The sequence below is a fragment of the Curtobacterium sp. PhB78 genome (assembly GCF_003751685.1).
Taxonomy (GTDB): Bacteria; Actinomycetota; Actinomycetes; order Actinomycetales; family Microbacteriaceae; genus Curtobacterium.
The window spans coordinates 1-17,152 of sequence record NZ_RKIA01000012.1; the positions used below are offsets into that span (position 1 = coordinate 1).

Sequence of the window (17,152 nt, forward strand, 5' to 3'; positions counted from 1 at the left end):
CGGCTGCTGTGTGCGCGCCGAACACACCCTGGTGCAGGGTGGAGAACCAGCAATGTGCGGCTGGTGAGCGCTCCGGGTGTTTCCCGGTCTGTGCAAGCTATTCGGCGCCCTCCGACGAGGAGATTGGAACCCCGTACCCCGTTACCGCATCGTAATATTTGTTGTGGGGAATGTAACCTGTTCGAGGGTCGTGTATTTTGTCGGAGCCCGTCTCGATTGAGGATGGCTCAGTGATCACGAAGCACCTGCGACGGGAAGGTCCGGAGTCCTCAGACCACGAGAACTCGAGGCGGCTGACTCGGGCTCTACCGGGCGCGACCCCAGTCGACTTCAGTCGAGCCGGATGCGGACGACCCAGCCGACGATCGTCCCATCGTGCGGGATTCGCGGGGTCAACGTTCGCGCCGCGTGCTGCATCGCAGAGCCTGGGATTGGTTCCTGCCCCGAGCCGTTCGCGGACGGCCCGTACCGGACCGACACCTGGTCGATTCGAGTGACGATGCCGGCGATTGGGCGCTCTGGCCCGGCACCAAGCTGCTCAGCATCGGTGTTGCGTTCCTCGGTCACCGTGCGTCGGCCTCCGAAGTGGCCGAGACGAATCGGGTCCGCGTCGACGACGTCCCACCTAACTTGCTCGCCGACGGCGACGTCGAAAGCATCCTCCGCGACCTGCCATTCGATGAGCCAGACGTCGCGCTCCCCGTCTCCCAGAGGCGGCACGATGCTCTCCGACGGGACGACGCAGGGTTGTCGCCGTTCAGCTGCCGGGTCAACGAAGCTAGGGGCACCGGCGAACAAAGCGTGCGCTGTCGCGGGGAAAACTACGTGTTTCGACGGACGTTGTTCGGGCGGCATGTCCCGAAGGCTATCCGCCTAGAGAGGGCGCCAGCCCTCGACATCTCGGCGGAAGTGACCGCTAACCGATCGGCTAACCGACATTGGCCACGTCAGATGACGACGAGGTTGAACCATTAGGCGGGGCGGGTATCGGCCGTGATTGCACGTGCGCTCCTTTGCGGCCTTGATCGGTGATGTCGGTGTGGACCGCTACGGTAGGCACCGCTTGAGGAGGTCCAAGATGCCCGCACTGATGCCGCCCGTAACGATCCTGGATGCGCTGGATAACGCCGTGGGCCAGCGGGTTCGGGACGGAGCCCTGCACCGGCTGAGTACGAGCGAGCTGGACGAAATTCGCGATACATTGACCGAGTTTTGGAACGCGCAACCGGATCTCGACGGCACACCCAGCGACGATCAGCCGCGCGCCTCGTTCCTCGGCGGGTTCCTCGGTTCATTCTGGAGTGAGCAACTGCTGCGGCAGGAACTCAGCGACGCGTTGCTTTACTACCCGAGACTGCTGGTACTTGATCCGCTCGCGGACTTCTTCTCGGACGGCCGTGGGCTTCCTCCGCTGTGGGCAACGCGGTACCGACGACCAGACGGGCAGGCAGACACAGTCGCTACTGGTCCCGAGATGTGGCTCGACCCGTTCCGCTACGACCGAATACGCGCCGACGCTGCCGCGGCCGCAAAGCGCTTCGCCGCGATCGTGAACAACCTCTACGTGCTCGACAAGCCAATCCGTGCTGGGATCATCGTTCTCAGGAGTCAGTGGCCGACGATCCGGGCAACGACGCAGCAACTCGCAACGGCGGTCCGGATCGACAGTCGAAACGAGACTCTGCAGCGGTTCCTCGACAGCGCCGACGACAGCGAGTTGCACACATGGGACAGCATCCGTGGCATGAAGCTTGAGATGAACCTCCCAGTGGTACGGGCGGACCGGCCAACGCAGTTCGCACCCCCGTTGTATTACCTGGCGAAGACCATCGCGGTCGCTCACGCCGGTGCCGCTCAATACGTTCCCGCGAACGGAGCCTCGTTGGGGCTGCTGCGGGCGAGGTACAACGACTCAGTGAAGGCATTTCCGGCTTCGATGCTTCGAGAAGTCAGCCGTGTCGCGGTTCCAACCGCTGATACTCCGCTCACCGAAGCGGTGGCGATACGAGCGTCATCAGACGACTTTGAAGCGTGGCGACTGAAGCTGCAGGAGCTGCATCGCGCGTCCGAGAACGACGATCTGGACACGCTGCAAGATCGGGTGAGGGAGACGCTCGTCCCTGCCATCCAGGACGTGAAACGCTCGCTTAGTCAGTCACGCTTCGGCGCGTCGTTCCGTAATGCCGGAAGCGACTTCATCGTGGATGGTGCGGTGGGCGTCGGAACCGCAGCTGCCGTGTCAGCACAAGCTGAACTCGCCACAGCCGTAGCGGTAGGTGCCGCAGGTGCCGCAGGCGGTGCGATGTTGCGGTGGCTGCTTCGGCAGTATGGCCCCGCGCGTCCCACAGGCGCGAATGCCGTCCTCGCGACACTGATACGTGCCCCGCGCTGATCCAGGCCGTTCGAACAAGCTCGGCAATGGTGGACCGATAGCGGGTCGCCCACCGGACGAACTGCTGCACACTCCAGGGTGCCGACAAGCCATGTCTCACATAGCCCGTCCGCGCTCCATTTCGTTGACGGGGCGACATACGGACACAAGAACGCCCCGCCAGCCGAAGCCAGCAGGGCGTCCCCACGAGTCAGACCAGGGTCAGAAGTCCCAGTCCTCGTCCTCAGTCTTCTCCGCCTTGCCGATGACGTACGACGACCCGGACCCCGAGAAGAAGTCGTGGTTCTCGTCCGCGTTCGGCGACAGGGCCGACAGGATCGCCGGGTTCACGTCCGTCGTCTCCTTGGGGAACATCGGCTCGTAGCCCAGGTTCATCAGCGCCTTGTTGGCGTTGTAGTGCAGGAACTTCTTGACGTCCTCGGTCAGCCCGACCTGGTCGTAGAGGTCCTGCGTGTACTGCACCTCGTTCTCGTAGAGCTCGAACAGCAGGTTGAACGTGTAGTCCTTGATCTCCTGCTTGCGCTCTTCGGAAGCGCCTTCGAGGCCCTTCTGGAACTTGTACCCGATGTAGTACCCGTGGACGGCTTCGTCGCGGATGATCAGGCGGATCAGGTCGGCCGTGTTGGTGAGCTTGGCGCGGGACGACCAGTACATCGGCAGGTAGAAGCCGGAGTAGAACAGGAACGACTCGAGCAGCGTCGAGGCGACCTTGCGCTTCAGGGGGTCGTCACCGGTGTAGTAGTCGAGGACGATCTGGGCCTTCTTCTGCAGGTTCACGTTCTCGGTGGACCAGCGGAAGGCGTCGTCGATCTCGGGCGTCGAGGCCAGCGTCGAGAAGATCGACGAGTAGCTCTTCGCGTGGACCGACTCCATGAACGCGATGTTCGTGTAGACGGCTTCTTCGTGCGGGGTGATCGCGTCGGGGATCAGGCTGATCGCGCCGACGGTGCCCTGGATGGTGTCGAGCAGCGTCAGGCCGGTGAAGACTCGCATGGTGAGCTGCTGCTCTGCCGGCGTCAGCGTGTTCCACGACTGCACGTCGTTCGACAGCGGCACCTTCTCGGGGAGCCAGAAGTTGTTGACCAGCCGGTTCCAGACCTCGACGTCCTTGTCGTCCTGGATGCGGTTCCAGTTGATGGCACTGACCGAGCTGATCAGCGGGATGGACTTGCCCGTGGCGTGGACCGGGTCGGTGAGGGTCATGGGATTGTCTTCCGGATTCGAGATGGTGATCTGATGACGGACTGGAGGCGCGGGGCGGGGCCCGCCCCGCGCCTCCAGGAAGAGAGCGGCAGCTCTACAGCATGCAGCTGACGCAGCCCTCGACCTCGGTGCCCTCGAGGGCGAGCTGGCGCAGACGGATGTAGTAGATCGTCTTGATGCCCTTGCGCCATGCGTAGATCTGGGCCTTGTTGATGTCACGCGTGGTGGCGGTGTCCTTGAAGAACAGCGTCAGGGACAGGCCCTGGTCCACGTGCTGCGTCGCCGCGGCGTACGTGTCGATGATCTTCTCGGCACCGATCTCGTACGCGTCCTGGTAGTAGTCCAGGTTGTCGTTCGTCATGAACGGCGCCGGGTAGTAGACGCGGCCGAGCTTGCCTTCCTTGCGGATCTCGATCTTCGACGCGATCGGGTGGATCGACGACGTCGAGTGGTTGATGTACGAGATCGAACCGGTCGGCGGCACGGCCTGCAGGTTCTGGTTGTAGATGCCGTGCTCCTGGACGGACGCCTTCAGCGCCTTCCAGTCGTCCTGCGTCGGGATCGTGATGTTCGCGTTGTCGAACAGCGAGGCGACACGAGCGGTCGCGGGGGTCCACGCCTGGTCGGTGTACTTGTCGAAGAACTCACCCGACGCGTACTTCGAGTCACGGAACCCGTCGAAGGTCTCGCCGGTCTCGATGGCGATGTTGTTCGAGGCGCGCAGGGCGTGGAACAGCACCGTGTAGAAGTAGATGTTCGTGAAGTCGATGCCCTCTTCGGAGCCGTAGTAGACGCGCTCACGAGCCAGGTAACCGTGCAGGTTCATCTGGCCGAGGCCGATGGCGTGCGACTTGTCGTTGCCGTCCTCGACGGAACGCACCGAGGCGATGTGCGACATCTGCGACACGGACGTCAGACCACGGATCGCGGTCTCGATGGTCTTGCCGAAGTCCGGCGAGTCCATCGTCAGCGCGATGTTCAGCGACCCGAGGTTGCAGGAGATGTCCTTGCCGATCTCCTTGTAGGACAGGTCCTCGTTGAAGGTCGTCGGGGTGTTGACCTGCAGGATCTCGGAGCACAGGTTGGACATGTTGATCCGACCCTTGATCGGGTTGGCCTTGTTCACCGTGTCCTCGAACACGATGTACGGGTAGCCGGACTCGAACTGGATCTCGGCGATGGTCGTGAAGAAGTCACGCGCCTTGATCTTCGTCTTCTTGATGCGCGAGTCGTCGACCATCGCGCGGTAGTTCTCGGAGATCGGGACGTCGCCGAAGGGGACGCCGTAGACCTTCTCGACGTCGTACGGCGAGAACAGGTACATGTCCTCGTTGTTCTTCGCCAGCTCGAACGTGATGTCCGGCACGACGACGCCGAGGGACAGCGTCTTGATGCGGATCTTCTCGTCGGCGTTCTCACGCTTGGTGTCGAGGAACTTCATGATGTCCGGGTGGTGGGCGCTGAGGTAGACCGCGCCGGCACCCTGACGCGCACCGAGCTGGTTCGCGTAGGAGAAGGAGTCTTCCAGCAGCTTCATCACGGGGATGATGCCCGAGGACTGGTTCTCGATCTGCTTGATCGGGGCGCCGGCCTCACGGATGTTGGAGAGCAGCAGGGCCACGCCGCCGCCGCGCTTCGAGAGCTGCAGCGACGAGTTGATCCCGCGCGAGATCGACTCCATGTTGTCTTCGATGCGCAGCAGGAAGCAGGAAACGAGTTCGCCGCGCTGGGCCTTCGCCGTGTTGAGGAACGTCGGGGTGGCGGGCTGGAAGCGGCCGGCGACGATCTCTTCGACGAGGTCGATCGCGAGCTGCTCGTTGCCCTGGGCCAGGCCGAGGGCGGTCATGACGACGCGGTCCTCGAAGCGCTCGAGGTAGCGCTTGCCGTCGAACGTCTTGAGCGTGTAGCTCGTGTAGTACTTGAACGCGCCGAGGAACGTCTGGAACCGGAACTTCTTCGAGTACGCCAGGTCGTTGAGTCGCTGGATGAAGTCCAGCGAGTACATGTCGATCGTCGCTTTTTCGTAGTACTCGTTCTCGACCAGGTAGTCGAGCCGCTCCTTCAGGTTGTGGAAGAAGACGGTGTTCTGGTTGACGTGCTGCAGGAAGAACTGCTTGGCGGCCTCACGATCCTTGTCGAACTGGATGTTCCCGTCCGCGTCGTAGAGGTTGAGCATCGCGTTGAGGGAGTGGTAGTCCATCCCCGTCTGCGGCGACGTCAGATCGACGTCTGCAACTGCTGCGTCCAAAATGCATCCAATCCTGAGTTGACCGCCGACACGTCGTCAGGGGTCCCGAAGAGTTCGAATCTGTAGAGAAGGGGGACGTGGCACTTCCGTGCGATGACGTCCCCTGCCAGGCCGTAGGCCTCGCCGAAGTTCGTGTTGCCGCCGACGACCACACCGCGGATGAGCGAGCGGTTGTGCGCGTCGTTGAGGAACTTGATGACCTGCTTGGGGACCGCACCATCGCCGTTGCCGCCACCGTAGGTGGGCAGGAACAGGACGTAGGGCTCGTCCACGTGGAGGAAGGGTTCGCTCGGGTAGAGCGGGATCCGGTCCGCGTCGCGGCCGAGCTTCTCGACGAAGCGCGCGGTGTACCCGGACACGCTCGAGAAGTAGACCAATCGGCTCATGGCGCGCTCCTCGGTGGAAGGTGCGGACAGACGGACCGGGGGTGTCCTGTGGGCGGTGATCCGGGCCTCCTGAACGGAACCGGGTGACCGTCCACAGGACGGGAGGCGACTACGCCAGTTCGGCGCTGAGCGTCGCGATCTTGTCGGGGCGGAAGCCCGACCAGTGGTCGTCGTCCGTGACGACGACGGGGGCCTGCATGTAGCCCAGGCTCTTGACGTGCTCGAGGGCTGCCTCGTCGGTGGAGACGTCGTGCACTTCGTACTCGATGCCCTTGTTGTCGAGGGCCCGGTACGTCGCTGTGCACTGGACGCAGGACGGCTTGGTGTAGACGGTGACGGCCATGTTCTCCCCTGGTTTCTGGGCCTGATTCCAGGTCCGAAGTTCGTGTGCGGTGCTGAGGACGACGCTACTACATGTTGTGCCCGGCGGACCCGTCGACCACAAGAGAAAGTGTTACACGCCTGTAGTTTCCACAACCCGATCCACAGACTGTGGATTCCCGGAGGCCCGGTTTTCCGCCACTCTCGCACCCACCACCGACACTCTCCACAAGCTGTGGACGGAAGTTCTCGACACCTCCCGTCGGCGTGTCTGAGAACGGTGTCGACGAGGACCTCCTCCACACCTCCCCCGGACGGGTGACACCCCGATCCGTCCGGTCCGTACACTCGTCTCGTGAGCACGTACGGCCCCCTCCTGAAGACCCCCGGCGTGGGTCGTGTCATCGCTGCACAGCTCACCGCGCGCTTCCCGTTCGGGATGCTCTCGCTGGCCTACCTGCTGCACGTCGAGCACGTCTTCCACTCCTACGGCGCCGCCGGCCTGGTGCTCGCGACGACGAGTGTCGGGCAGGCGCTGGCGGGCCCGCTCACGAGCCGCTGGATGGGCAGCTGGGGCATGCGCCCCGTCCTCATCCTGACGAGCATCGTCGCGCTCGTGAGCATGGGGGTCATCGGGTTCGTCCTCATGCCGCTCTGGGGCTACGTGGTGGTCGGGTTCCTCGGCGGCCTCGCGGTCCCGCCCGTGCAGCCGGCGGTCCGCACCATCTACCCCAAGATGGTGACCTCGTCGCAGCTCACCCCCCTGTTCTCGCTCGACGCCAGCGCCCAAGAACTGATCTGGGTCGCCGGCCCGGTCATCACCACCTTCGTCGCGACCCAGGTCGGCACGGTCGAGGCGATCGTCGTCGCCATGGTCTTCCTGGTGGTCGGCGGCATCTGGTTCATCGCCTCACCCGAGCTCGGCCGCGTCCGCATCCCCCGCTCGAAGCGCGCGTTCGGCGTGGTGCTGAAACGACCGTCGGTCGTCGTCGCCACCCTGACCGGTCTGCTGCTCATCGGGGCGTGCGCCGCGGTCGAGGCCAGCGTCACCAGCGTCTTCGGCGAGGGCAGCCCGAACGCCGGCATCGTCCTGGCCGTCTTCGCGGTCGGGTCCCTGTTCGGCGGCCTGGCCTTCGGCCACCGTCCGATCTCCCCCAACACCCTGTGGACGCGCATGGCGATCGTCTTCGTCGGTCTCGCGCTCGCCCTGGGCGGCACGAACTTCTGGTGGCTCTGCCTCGCCCTCGTGATCGCGGGCATCGGCATCGCGCCGGCACTCGCGGTGATGTTCGGTTCGGTCTCCGCCACCGTCAAGTTCTCCGACACCGCCGAGGCCTACGGCTGGATGGGGACCGGTCAGCTCATCGGTGCCGCCGGCGGGTCCGCGGTCGCCGGCTTCCTGATCGACAGCAGTGGCCCGGTGGGCGGCTTCACGGTCGGTGCGGTCATGGCCGGGGTGGGCGTCGTCGTCGCGCTCGGGGCGAAGCGCTGGCTGCCCGACCTGCGCGGCCGTGACGCCAGCCCCATCCCCGACACCGAGCCGGTGGTCCTGCCGACCTGAGCGGGGGGCGGGCGGGGCTTTCGGCGGCGTACCTGGTCGAATCGGGCGTACCTGGTCGAAAGTTCTGACCAGGTACGCCCGATTGCGTTTGTCATCGCGGCCGGTATGGGAAGGAACGTGCGTCCGGCGGGCGGGTCGCGTTCTCCACAGATGGCCGGGAGGCCCGGCGCGCGCCCGCCACGCACCGGCAGGATGGGTGCATGGTCAGTTCACTTCCCCTGCGTGACGGCGCCGCGATCCCCGCGATCGGGTTCGGCGTCTACAAGGTCGACGACACCGAGGCCGAGACGGCGGTCGGCCTCGCGCTCGACGCCGGCTACCGGCACGTCGACACGGCCGAGATGTACGGCAACGAGACCGGCATCGGCAAGGCGATCCGGGCCTCCGGGCTCGACCGTGATGACGTCTTCGTGACGACCAAGGTGTGGAACGACCACCAGGGGCGCGACGCGACCCTGCGTGCGTTCGACGGCAGCCTCGAGCGGCTGGGGCTCGACGCGGTCGACCTGTACCTGATCCACTGGCCGGCCGCGGCGAACGACCGCTACGTCGACACCTGGCGCGCGCTCGTCGAACTGCGCGACTCCGGGCGTGCTCGGAGCATCGGGGTCTCGAACTTCCAGATGCCGCACCTGCAGCGGCTCGTCGACGAGACGGGTGAGGTCCCGGCGCTCAACCAGGTCGAGCGGCACCCGTGGCTCCCGCAGCGCGAGCTCATGGAGTTCCACCAGCAGCACGACATCGTCACCGGAGCGTGGTCACCACTCGGTCGCGGTCGACTGATCGACGAACCGGTCCTCACCGGCATCGCGAACGCCCACGGGGTGAGCGTCGCGCAGGTCCTCGTGCGGTGGAACGTGCAGCAGGGGGTCGTGGTGCTGCCGAAGTCGGTGACGCCGTCGCGGATCCGGTCGAACCTCGATGTCGACGGCTTCGTGCTCAGCGACGACGAGCTCGCGGCGATCGCCACGCTCGAGTCCGGGCAGCGGACGGGCTCGCACCCCGACTCGGTGTCGTGACGGGAGCGCCGTCGTGACGTGGTGCTCGCGTGACGGCGTAGGTTCTTCGGGGTGAACGATCCTCAGCAGACCGCCCGCGAGCACCTCGGTCCGGATGAGCACCTGTACTGGGCCGGCACGAGCGACCCGGCGATGCTCTTCACGGGGCGGGACGGCTTCCTCATCCCGTTCTCGCTGTTCTGGACCGGCTTCATCCTGTTCGCAGTCCTCGACGTCGTGCGGAACGGGTACCTCGGCGTGGGCGCGATCATCCCGATCGTCTTGTCGCTGGTCGGCCTGCACCTCGTGTTCGGGCGCTTCATCGTGAAGGCCCACCGCAAACGCACGACCGTCTACGCCGTCACCGACCGCCGCGCGCTGATCATCAGGCCGAACACCACCCGCGAGGTCCCGGTGGGGCGCACCGATCGCACCATCACCTGGACCGGGGGCCGACGGCACTGTTCGGTGGAGTGGAACACCGGCGATCCGAGCGGAGTGGCGGCGTTCTTCGCCGGCGGAGCGACCGCCAAGATCTACGCGAACACCGGACTCGACGGGCTGTTCGGACCGCAGGTGTTCGCGTTCTGGGACGTCCGCGACGGCGAGGAACTCGTCCGCGAACTGGACCGGGTGTCCCGCTAGCCCCGGCGGTCCTCCTCCGACTGCCACGGCAGGTGCAGATCGCCCGGTGCGGGTTCCACGTCGCCAGCGTCGTCCGCGCCTCCCGTGCCCGGTGCGGCGGTGATCTTGGACGTGTCGATGCCGTCCGCTTCGAGTTCGGCGTCGCTGCGCTGGTCGGTCTGCGACGCCTCGGTCTCCCGCTCGCTCGACGGGCTGTACGCGGTGTCGGTCGAGTCGGGATCCGGCGTCTCCGGGATGCTGTCGCTCATGACCCGGACGGTAGTCCGTGTGCCCCGAGTACCAGTTCGGTCACGGCGGTCGATCGCGCCGGACCCCGGCGGTACGCTCCCTGCCGTGGGGGAACGATGACGCGGAGGCGGACCGCGGCGAGCGCGGTTATCGGTACGGCGATGGTGGGGCTGCTGCTGACGGGCTGCACGGTGTTCGGCGGGGACGACACACTGCCGAAGCCGACCCGACAGGCCACCGAGCGGACGGCGGAGCCGATCCCCGATCCGACGCTCACGACGGAGCAGGTCAACGGCGAACCTGAAGCGGTCGAGCAGGTCCTGCCCACGGGCACGGTCGCGGCGGAGACCGACGTCACGTCCCCGAGCGGTGACACGAGCATCCACGTGCGGATCGTGGCGAACGACGAGGGTACGTTCACCGCGCAGCTCTCCGGCTACCGCACGACCAACCCGCAGCAGATGAGCCTGCAGTTCCGCCACCGGCACGCGAGCCCGCTCGACGGCGGTGACGCCTCGGCGCGGGACACGACCGAGTGGACCGCCGCCTCCGGCCCGCCGAAGACCGTGGTGATGAACGCCGCCGGTGCACGACCGGACTACCTGCGCAGTGTCGCCCTCGTCCCCGCGTCGGTGCCGGACGAAGACCCGTCGAAACGCCCGTGGGTCGGATCGGTGCTGGCCGCCGGCGCCCTGGAGTGGAAGATCCCGAACCCCTACCCGGACCTGCGCATCACCGTGGGCAAGGACCGACCGGGGGCGTACGGCATCGTCACGGACGCTGACGGTCGTCCGACCGACTACCTGGTGGCGCACGGCGACGAGCTGACCACGGTCGCACAGCGGTTCGGCATCACGCCGGCCGAGGTGCAGTGGCTGAACCCGTACATGGAGACCCGCGCCGACGACTGGTTGCTCGAGGGCAGCACGCTGAACCTCGATCCCGCGCGCCGCTGACCTCGGCGCGGACGGCACTCGACCGTCCGTTACGCTCGACGGGCACCAGCCCCGACCAGGAGGTCCACTCGTGACGATCGTCGCCGCAGCAGACGGCTCAGCCCTCGGCAACCCCGGCCCCGCTGGCTGGGCCTGGTACGTCGACGACGACCGCTGGGCCGCCGGTGGCTGGCCCCGGGCAACGAACAACATCGGCGAGCTCACGGCCGTCCTGCAGTTGCTCCGCGCGACGAAGGACTCCGGCGAGCCGCTGCACATCCTGTGCGACAGCCAGTACGCCATCAAGGCCTGCACCGAGTGGCTCGCCGGGTGGAAGCGGAAGAACTGGCGCAAGGCCGACGGCAAGCCGGTCATGAACGTCGAGATCATCAAGGAGCTCGACGCCGAACTGCAGGGCCGCAAGGTCACGTTCGAGTGGGTCCGCGGGCACGTCGGCCACGAGATGAACGAAGCCGCCGACGTCCGCGCCCGTGGTGCGGCCACCGCCTACCAGAACCACACCGACGTGCCGCACGGTCCGGGCTGGCCCGGCGTCGAGGTCACCGAGCCGTCCGCGCTGCCCGAGGCGACCCCGCCGGCCACGCTCTTCTGACCGACGAGTTCGATCAGCCTGGGTCTGGGAGACCCAGGAACACCGAGGCACTGGTCCGCATCCGACCCCGAGACGATGCTGGGCGCATGGAGAACACCGAACACGTCCTGGTCACCGGCGGCTCCGGCTTCATCGCCGGCCACCTGATCCTGCAGCTGCTCGACGCCGGGCACCGCGTCCGCACCACGATCCGGTCCCTCGACCGGGAACCCGCGGTCCGTGCGGTCCTCGCCGAGGCTGGCCTGACCGCCGACGACCGGCTGGAGTTCGTCGCCGCCGACCTGACGTCCGATGACGGATGGGCCAAGGCGGTCGCGGACATCGACGTCGTGCACCACGTCGCCTCGCCGGTGCTACCCGGCCACGTCGAGGACGAGGACACCGTGATCCGTCCGGCGGTGGAGGGGACGCTGCGGGTGCTGCGCGCCGCACACACGGCCGGAGTCGATCGCGTCGTGCTGACCTCGGCGTTCCACGCGGTCAGCTGGGGCCACCCACACTCCGACCACGTGTTCACCGAGGCCGACTGGACGGTGCTCGACGGGCCCGGAGTCGACGCCTACGGGAAGAGCAAGACCCTCGCCGAACGGGCCGCGTGGGACTTCGTCGCGTCCGAGCCCGGTGCGCCGGAGCTCGTCACGACGATGCCGGTCGCGGTGATGGGTCCGGCGATGGGGCACGCGGTGTCCGGTGCGAACCAGATCCTGCAGGCCATGCTCTCCGGAGCGATGCCCGCGACCCCGCGGCTGTTCATCCCCATCGTCGACGTGCGTGACGTCGCCGCAGCGCACGTCACCGCGACGACCGCCCCGGATGCAGCGGGCAAGCGGTTCCTCTTGTCGAACGGCCCGGCGCTCGAGATGGCCGAGATCGCCGCCACCCTGCGCGAGCACCTCGGTGACGACGCCCAGGCGGCCCCGACGCAGACGCTGCCCGACGACGTCGTACGGACCGCGGCCGAGACCCAGCCGCAGTTCCGTGCGATGGTGCCCGACCTCGGCTACGCCAAGCGCACCTCGAACGAGAGAGCCCGCACCGTGCTCGGCTGGACGCCTCGTGATCCGCACGAGGCGATCGTGGCTGCGGCCCGGACCCTGGTGGCGAAGGGCCTGGTCCGCCCCTGACGAACCCTGCTCCACCACTGACCCACGAGGATCAGACCGCCCGCTCCCACAACGCCACCGTGCTCTCGAGCCTGTCGTACCGGTACGGCTTCCGCTCCCCTGTCGGCGCGTACCCGAGCGCCCGCCAGAACGGCTCGGCACCGACCGCGTTCGTCGCCACGATCCCCAGTCGTATTCGGTCGGCGCGGGCGTCAGCTGCCAGGGACACGACGGCCTCGTGCAGGACTCGTCCGAGGCCGAAACCCTGCCGATCGCCACGGACGACGAGCAGTCCGATGTAGGCCGTGGTCGGTGCTGGGTAGCCGAGCAGCACGTCCGCGAACGCGACGAGCGAGTCACCGTCCCACAGCCCGATCCCGTGCTTGCCCGCCGGGTCGAAGCCGTCCGGCACCGACACGAGTGCGCTCAACCCGTCGGACGGCCCCGGCGGGTACCCGGTGATCCGCTCGGCGTAGTCCGGCACGGTCTCGAGCAGCCCCTGCAGCGCGTCGACGTCGTCCGCGCCGAGCGCACGCACGACGAACGAACCAGCGCCGGCCGGCATCAGTCCACGTCCACGTCGGCCCACCCGTCGAACCGTCCGATCTCGGTGACCCGGACCACGGCCTCGCCGGCTTCGTCCGAGGCGTCGAGGTCGATCGTCGCCGAGAACCCGAAGTCCTTGTCGCCTGACGGGTCCGCGAAGATCTGCCGGGCACGCCACACACGCGCCGAGCCTGCGGCCCCAGAGCCGGACGCCCCCACACCCGTCGCCCCGGCCTGGTCGAGGACCAGGTACGACATGGACCGCGCCTCGGCATCGGTGCCGATGGTGTCGTGCTCCTCGTAGTACTCCTCGAGCACCGCGTCCCACGCGTCGCCGTCGAACCCGGCTGCTGCGTCGAGCGCCCCGAGTCCGTCGACGTCGTCGCGCGCGGCGAGCAGCACCCGCTGGAACAGTGCGTTCCGCACGAGCACGGTGAAGGCCCGCACGTTGCCGGTGAGCCGTGCCGGCTGCGGCGGCGCGATCTCCTGCTCTTCGGCGAGGGCGAGCAGCACGTCGCCGTTGAGCAGCGCTTCCCACTCGTCGACGAGCGAGGAGTCGGTCTGCCGGACGACCTCGCCGAGCCACTCGATCAGGTCGTCGAGCTCCTGGTTCCGCTGTTCCTCGGTGATGGTCTGCCGCATGGTCCGGTAGGCGTCGGACAGGTACCGGAGCACGAGCCCCTCGGACCGGGTGAGCTGGTAGAACCGCACGAAGTCGCCGAAGGTCATCGCGCGCTCGTACATGTCGCGCACGACGGCCTTGGGCGAGAGCGCGAAGTCGAGGACCCAGGGCTGTTCCGCCGCGTACGCCTCGTACGCCGCCTCCAACAGCTCGGACAGCGGGCGAGGCCAGGTGACCTCCTCGAGCAGCTCCATCCGCTCCTCGTACTCGATGCCCTCGCGCTTCATGCGGGCGACCTCTTCGCCGCGCTCCTTGAACTGCTGCTGCGACAGGATCGCCCGCGGGTCGTCCAGTGTCGCCTCGACGATCGAGACCATGTCCAGCGCGTAGGTCGGAGAAGCAGGATCGAGCAGCTCGAACGCGGCGAGCGCGAACGGGGACAGGGGCTGGTTGAGGGCGAAGTTCGACTGCAGGTCGACGGTGAGCCGGTAGGAGACCGGAGGCCCCGGCACCCGCTCGATGACCTGCGCGTTGATGAGGGTCCGGGCGATGACGAGCGCACGCCGGGCCATCGCGAGCTGGCGGGCGCGCGGTTCGTGGTTGTCGAACACCAGCGAGCGCACCTCGTCGAACGCCGAACCGCCGCGGGCCACCACCGACAGCACCATCGCGTGCGTGATGCGCATGCGCGACACCATCGGTTCCGGTTCGGCGCCGATGAGCCGGTCGAACGAGGCCTGCCCCCAGGACACGAACCCCTCCGGTGCCTTCTTCCGCTTGATCTTGCTCTTCTTCTTCTGGTCGTCCCCGGCCTTCGCGACGGCGCGGGCGTTCTCGATGTCGTGCTCGGGGGCCTCGGCGACGACGTCACCCTCGGTGTCGTACCCGGCGCGTCCGGCGCGGCCGGCGATCTGGTGGAACTCGCGTGCGGACAGCTGCCGCATCTTCGTGCCGTCGAACTTCGTCAGTCCGGTGAACAGCACGGAGCGGATCGGCACGTTGATGCCGACCCCCAGGGTGTCGGTGCCGCAGATGACGGGCAGCAGCCCGCGCTGTGCGAGCTGCTCGACGAGCCGTCGGTACTTGGGGAGCATGCCGGCGTGGTGCACGCCGATGCCGGCGCGGATCAGGCGGGACAGGGTCTGTCCGAAGCCGGCGCTGAACCGGAACCCCGCGATCGCTTCCGCGATCTGGTCTCGACGCGCCCGATCAGCGACCTTCGCCGACATCAGCGATTGCGCCCGCTCGAGCGCAGCCGCCTGGGCGAAGTGCACGATGTAGATCGGCGCCTTGCCCTCCTCCAGCAGCCGTTCGACGGTCTCCTGCACGGGCGTCATCACGTACTCGTACGCGAGCGGCACCGGTCGGCTGACGCCGGTCACGCGGGCGGTGGGTCGGCCGGTGCGTCGGGACAGGTCGTCGGCGATGGTCGTGACGTCGCCGAGGGTGGCGGACATCAGCAGGAACTGCGCACGTTCGAGCACGAGCAGCGGCACCTGCCAGGCCCAGCCGCGGTCGGGGTCGCCGTAGAAGTGGAACTCGTCCATCACCACGACGTCGACGTCGGCGTCCGGACCTTCGCGCAGGGCCAGGTTCGCCAGGATCTCGGCCGTGCAGCAGACGATGGGGGCGTCGCCGTTCACGCTGGAGTCGCCGGTGACCATGCCGACGTTCTGCGCGCCGAACAGCTCGACGAGCTGGAAGAACTTCTCGGACACGAGCGCCTTGATCGGTGCCGTGTAGTAGCTCCGCTTGCCCTCGGCGAGCGCGGCGAAGTGCGCGCCGGCCGCGACGAGCGACTTGCCGGTGCCGGTCGGGGTGCTCAGCACGACGTTCGCGCCGGAGACGAGCTCGATGACCGCTTCGTCCTGTGCCGGGTACAGCGGCCGGCCGCCTTCCTCGGCCCAGGCCGCGAAGGCCTCGTAGACCTCGTCGGCGTCGACGACGCCGTCCACCGCCGCCGGGATCGCGGCGACGAGCGGGGGCACGGTGGTGACGTCGGTCATGGCCCCATCCTCCCAGGCTGCGGTGACGAGGTGGTCGGCCCGGTCGACCGGGAGGCCCGGCTCCATACGCGCGCATAGACTCGCGTCATGCGCGAACTCGGCTTCCTCACCTTCGTCCCGAACCACGGCGGCACTGCGGGTGCGGCGAGCGCCCTGCAGGACGGTCTGCGGCTGTTCGAGACGGCCGAGACCCTCGGCTACGGCACGGGCTGGGTCCGTGGCCGCCACTTCGAGCCCTTCCTGACGAGCCCGATGACCTTCTTCGCCGCCGCGGCCCAGCGCACGAGCACCATCGCGTTCGGCACCGCGGTGCTCGGCATGCGCTACGAGGACCCGGTGCGCCTCGCCGAGGACGCCAGCACGGTCGACCTGCTGAGCGGCGGGCGCGTGCAGCTCGGCATCAGCACGGGCATCGCCGGGTACGGGCCGATCCTCGACCCGGTGTTCGGCTCCGTGGACCGCTCGTTCCGCGACGAGGCCGAGGCCCGGGCCGCCCGACTGCTCGAGGTGCTCGACGGCGACGCACTCGGCAGCGCCGGCTCTGGCTACGAGAGCATCCCGGCCGGTGCGGACCTGACCCTGCAGCCGCTCAGCCCCGGCCTGCGCGACCGCGTGTGGTGGGGCGGCGGCAGCATGGGCACCGCGGTGCGCACGGCCGAGAAGGGGCTGCTCCTGCACTGCTCGACCCTCAACACCGAGGACACCGGTGCACCCTTCGCCCAGGCGCAGGCCGACCAGATCGCCGCCTACCGCGAGCGGTTCACCGAGCTGCACGGCGGGACCGGCCGCACGTCGAAGGTCGCGGTGGGCCGCATCGTCGTGCCGTTGCTCGACGACCACGACCGCGCGGTCCACGACGAGTTCCTGACCGGGTACGCCTCGGGAATGGACGACGAGGGCCGACCGCTCTCCGGTCCGCCGTTCCGGTTCAGCAAGGTGCTGTCCGGCGAGCCGGCCGCCATCGTCGACGCCCTGCTCGCCGACCCCGCCGTCACCGCCACGGACGAGCTCGTGATCACCCTGCCCGCGAACGGCGACGTGGCCGCCCACGAGCGGATCCTGCGCATCGTCGCCGAGGAGATCGCGCCGGCACTGCGGGCCTGAGAACGGATCAGGACACCCGGCGGGGCTCAGATCGAGTCGGTGATGCTCGAGAGCCCTGCCGGATGACCATCTCGTCCCTGATCCGCACGGGATGGTGGGACCATCGTTCCACCTACCGAGCGGTTTGTCACACTCGGTTGCGCCCTCAGGACGAGAAAGTTGATCATCCGTCACCCGTTTTGCCCGGATCGCACGAAGTCCGTCAACCGGTTCGCCGAACCCCTTCCAGGACGGAAACAGT

The 17,152-nt window shown here is 67.6% G+C and carries 16 protein-coding genes; 8 read left to right on the forward strand and 8 right to left on the reverse strand.

Going from position 1 to position 17,152, the window contains the following annotated elements; genetic code table 11:
- Nucleotides 1-330 precede the first annotated feature (330 nt).
- A complete protein-coding gene (locus EDF53_RS18680; protein WP_131878667.1) occupies nt 331-855 on the reverse strand; it encodes a DUF6578 domain-containing protein in 525 nt (174 codons plus the stop codon).
- A 223-nt stretch (nt 856-1,078) separates the two neighbouring features.
- Here EDF53_RS18680 and EDF53_RS18685 point away from each other — a divergent pair, with 223 nt between their 5' ends.
- Nucleotides 1,079-2,392 (forward strand): hypothetical protein, encoded by a 1,314-nt coding sequence (locus EDF53_RS18685; protein ID WP_148058391.1) that lies wholly within the window; start codon nt 1,079-1,081, stop codon nt 2,390-2,392.
- A 201-nt stretch (nt 2,393-2,593) separates the two neighbouring features.
- Here EDF53_RS18685 and nrdF read toward each other — a convergent pair whose 3' ends face one another.
- The 4 genes from nrdF to nrdH form a co-directional block, all read right to left on the reverse strand.
- Nucleotides 2,594-3,595, reverse strand: coding sequence for a class 1b ribonucleoside-diphosphate reductase subunit beta (gene nrdF / locus EDF53_RS18690; RefSeq protein WP_111086559.1), 1,002 nt, complete (start codon nt 3,593-3,595; stop codon nt 2,594-2,596).
- Nucleotides 3,596-3,689: 94 nt separating this feature from the next.
- On the reverse strand, nt 3,690-5,795 hold the full coding sequence (gene nrdE / locus EDF53_RS18695; protein WP_123294953.1) for a class 1b ribonucleoside-diphosphate reductase subunit alpha: 2,106 nt from the start codon (nt 5,793-5,795) through the stop codon (nt 3,690-3,692).
- Between the two features lie 17 nt (nt 5,796-5,812).
- Nucleotides 5,813-6,229, reverse strand: a complete 417-nt coding sequence (nrdI, locus tag EDF53_RS18700) for a class Ib ribonucleoside-diphosphate reductase assembly flavoprotein NrdI (RefSeq protein ID WP_123294954.1) — start codon at nt 6,227-6,229, stop codon at nt 5,813-5,815.
- Nucleotides 6,230-6,338: 109 nt separating this feature from the next.
- The gene (gene nrdH, locus EDF53_RS18705; protein WP_017886897.1) at nt 6,339-6,572 is read right to left on the reverse strand and encodes a glutaredoxin-like protein NrdH; all 234 of its coding nucleotides are present in this window, start codon (nt 6,570-6,572) and stop codon (nt 6,339-6,341) included.
- A gap of 333 nt (nt 6,573-6,905) precedes the next feature.
- Between nrdH and EDF53_RS18710 the strand changes: the two genes are divergently transcribed.
- The 3 genes from EDF53_RS18710 to EDF53_RS18720 all read left to right on the forward strand — a co-directional run bounded on the left by EDF53_RS18710 (nt 6,906) and on the right by EDF53_RS18720 (nt 9,754).
- Nucleotides 6,906-8,111, forward strand: coding sequence for an MFS transporter (locus EDF53_RS18710; protein WP_123294955.1), 1,206 nt, complete (start codon nt 6,906-6,908; stop codon nt 8,109-8,111).
- 200 nt (nt 8,112-8,311) lie between these two features.
- The gene (locus tag EDF53_RS18715) at nt 8,312-9,130 is read left to right on the forward strand and encodes an aldo/keto reductase (RefSeq protein WP_123294956.1); all 819 of its coding nucleotides are present in this window, start codon (nt 8,312-8,314) and stop codon (nt 9,128-9,130) included.
- Between the two features lie 51 nt (nt 9,131-9,181).
- On the forward strand, nt 9,182-9,754 hold the full coding sequence (locus EDF53_RS18720) for a hypothetical protein (protein WP_123294957.1): 573 nt from the start codon (nt 9,182-9,184) through the stop codon (nt 9,752-9,754).
- Here the strand turns inward: EDF53_RS18720 and EDF53_RS18725 are convergent.
- The gene (locus tag EDF53_RS18725; protein WP_123294958.1) at nt 9,751-10,002 is read right to left on the reverse strand and encodes a hypothetical protein; all 252 of its coding nucleotides are present in this window, start codon (nt 10,000-10,002) and stop codon (nt 9,751-9,753) included. The genes EDF53_RS18720 and EDF53_RS18725 overlap by 4 nt on opposite strands.
- 141 nt (nt 10,003-10,143) lie before the next feature.
- On the opposite strand from EDF53_RS18725, the gene EDF53_RS18730 reads away from it, so the two are divergent.
- The 3 genes from EDF53_RS18730 (at nt 10,144) to EDF53_RS18740 (ending at nt 12,654) form a co-directional block, all read left to right on the forward strand.
- Nucleotides 10,144-10,938, forward strand: a complete 795-nt coding sequence (locus EDF53_RS18730; RefSeq protein WP_123294959.1) for a LysM peptidoglycan-binding domain-containing protein — start codon at nt 10,144-10,146, stop codon at nt 10,936-10,938.
- Nucleotides 10,939-11,008: 70 nt separating this feature from the next.
- On the forward strand, nt 11,009-11,530 hold the full coding sequence (locus EDF53_RS18735) for a ribonuclease H (protein WP_123294960.1): 522 nt from the start codon (nt 11,009-11,011) through the stop codon (nt 11,528-11,530).
- Nucleotides 11,531-11,616: 86 nt separating this feature from the next.
- Nucleotides 11,617-12,654: an NAD-dependent epimerase/dehydratase family protein gene (locus EDF53_RS18740; RefSeq protein ID WP_123294961.1), complete on the forward strand. Its 1,038-nt coding sequence runs from the start codon at nt 11,617-11,619 to the stop codon at nt 12,652-12,654.
- Between the two features lie 31 nt (nt 12,655-12,685).
- On the opposite strand, the gene EDF53_RS18745 is transcribed toward EDF53_RS18740, so the two are convergent.
- Together EDF53_RS18745 and EDF53_RS18750 are read right to left on the reverse strand one after the other, a co-directional pair.
- On the reverse strand, nt 12,686-13,198 hold the full coding sequence (locus EDF53_RS18745) for a GNAT family N-acetyltransferase (protein WP_123294962.1): 513 nt from the start codon (nt 13,196-13,198) through the stop codon (nt 12,686-12,688).
- Nucleotides 13,198-15,807: an RNA helicase gene (locus tag EDF53_RS18750; protein ID WP_123294977.1), complete on the reverse strand. Its 2,610-nt coding sequence runs from the start codon at nt 15,805-15,807 to the stop codon at nt 13,198-13,200. The genes EDF53_RS18745 and EDF53_RS18750 overlap by 1 nt, the downstream gene beginning before the upstream one ends.
- Before the next feature lie 87 nt (nt 15,808-15,894).
- Here EDF53_RS18750 and EDF53_RS18755 point away from each other — a divergent pair, with 87 nt between their 5' ends.
- Complete coding sequence (locus EDF53_RS18755) at nt 15,895-16,911, forward strand: LLM class flavin-dependent oxidoreductase (protein WP_123294963.1); 1,017 nt, start codon at nt 15,895-15,897, stop codon at nt 16,909-16,911.
- Nucleotides 16,912-17,152: the final 241 nt, after the last annotated feature.

Excerpts from the sequence above, each read along its gene's own strand:
- EDF53_RS18745 (WP_123294962.1), bottom strand. The coding sequence starts at position 13,198 with ATGCCGGCCGGCGCTGGTTCGTTCGTCGTGCGTGCGCTCGGCGCGGAC.
- EDF53_RS18740 (WP_123294961.1), top strand. The coding sequence starts at position 11,617 with ATGGAGAACACCGAACACGTCCTGGTCACCGGCGGCTCCGGCTTCATC.
- nrdF (WP_111086559.1), bottom strand. The coding sequence starts at position 3,595 with ATGACCCTCACCGACCCGGTCCACGCCACGGGCAAGTCCATCCCGCTG.
- nrdE (WP_123294953.1), bottom strand. The coding sequence starts at position 5,795 with ATGGACTACCACTCCCTCAACGCGATGCTCAACCTCTACGACGCGGAC.
- EDF53_RS18725 (WP_123294958.1), bottom strand. The coding sequence starts at position 10,002 with ATGAGCGACAGCATCCCGGAGACGCCGGATCCCGACTCGACCGACACC.
- nrdH (WP_017886897.1), bottom strand. The coding sequence starts at position 6,572 with ATGGCCGTCACCGTCTACACCAAGCCGTCCTGCGTCCAGTGCACAGCG.
- EDF53_RS18715 (WP_123294956.1), top strand. The coding sequence starts at position 8,312 with ATGGTCAGTTCACTTCCCCTGCGTGACGGCGCCGCGATCCCCGCGATC.
- EDF53_RS18680 (WP_131878667.1), bottom strand. The coding sequence starts at position 855 with ATGCCGCCCGAACAACGTCCGTCGAAACACGTAGTTTTCCCCGCGACA.
- EDF53_RS18750 (WP_123294977.1), bottom strand. The coding sequence starts at position 15,807 with ATGACCGACGTCACCACCGTGCCCCCGCTCGTCGCCGCGATCCCGGCG.
- nrdI (WP_123294954.1), bottom strand. The coding sequence starts at position 6,229 with ATGAGCCGATTGGTCTACTTCTCGAGCGTGTCCGGGTACACCGCGCGC.
- EDF53_RS18730 (WP_123294959.1), top strand. The coding sequence starts at position 10,144 with ATGGTGGGGCTGCTGCTGACGGGCTGCACGGTGTTCGGCGGGGACGAC.
- EDF53_RS18685 (WP_148058391.1), top strand. The coding sequence starts at position 1,079 with ATGCCCGCACTGATGCCGCCCGTAACGATCCTGGATGCGCTGGATAAC.
- EDF53_RS18755 (WP_123294963.1), top strand. The coding sequence starts at position 15,895 with ATGCGCGAACTCGGCTTCCTCACCTTCGTCCCGAACCACGGCGGCACT.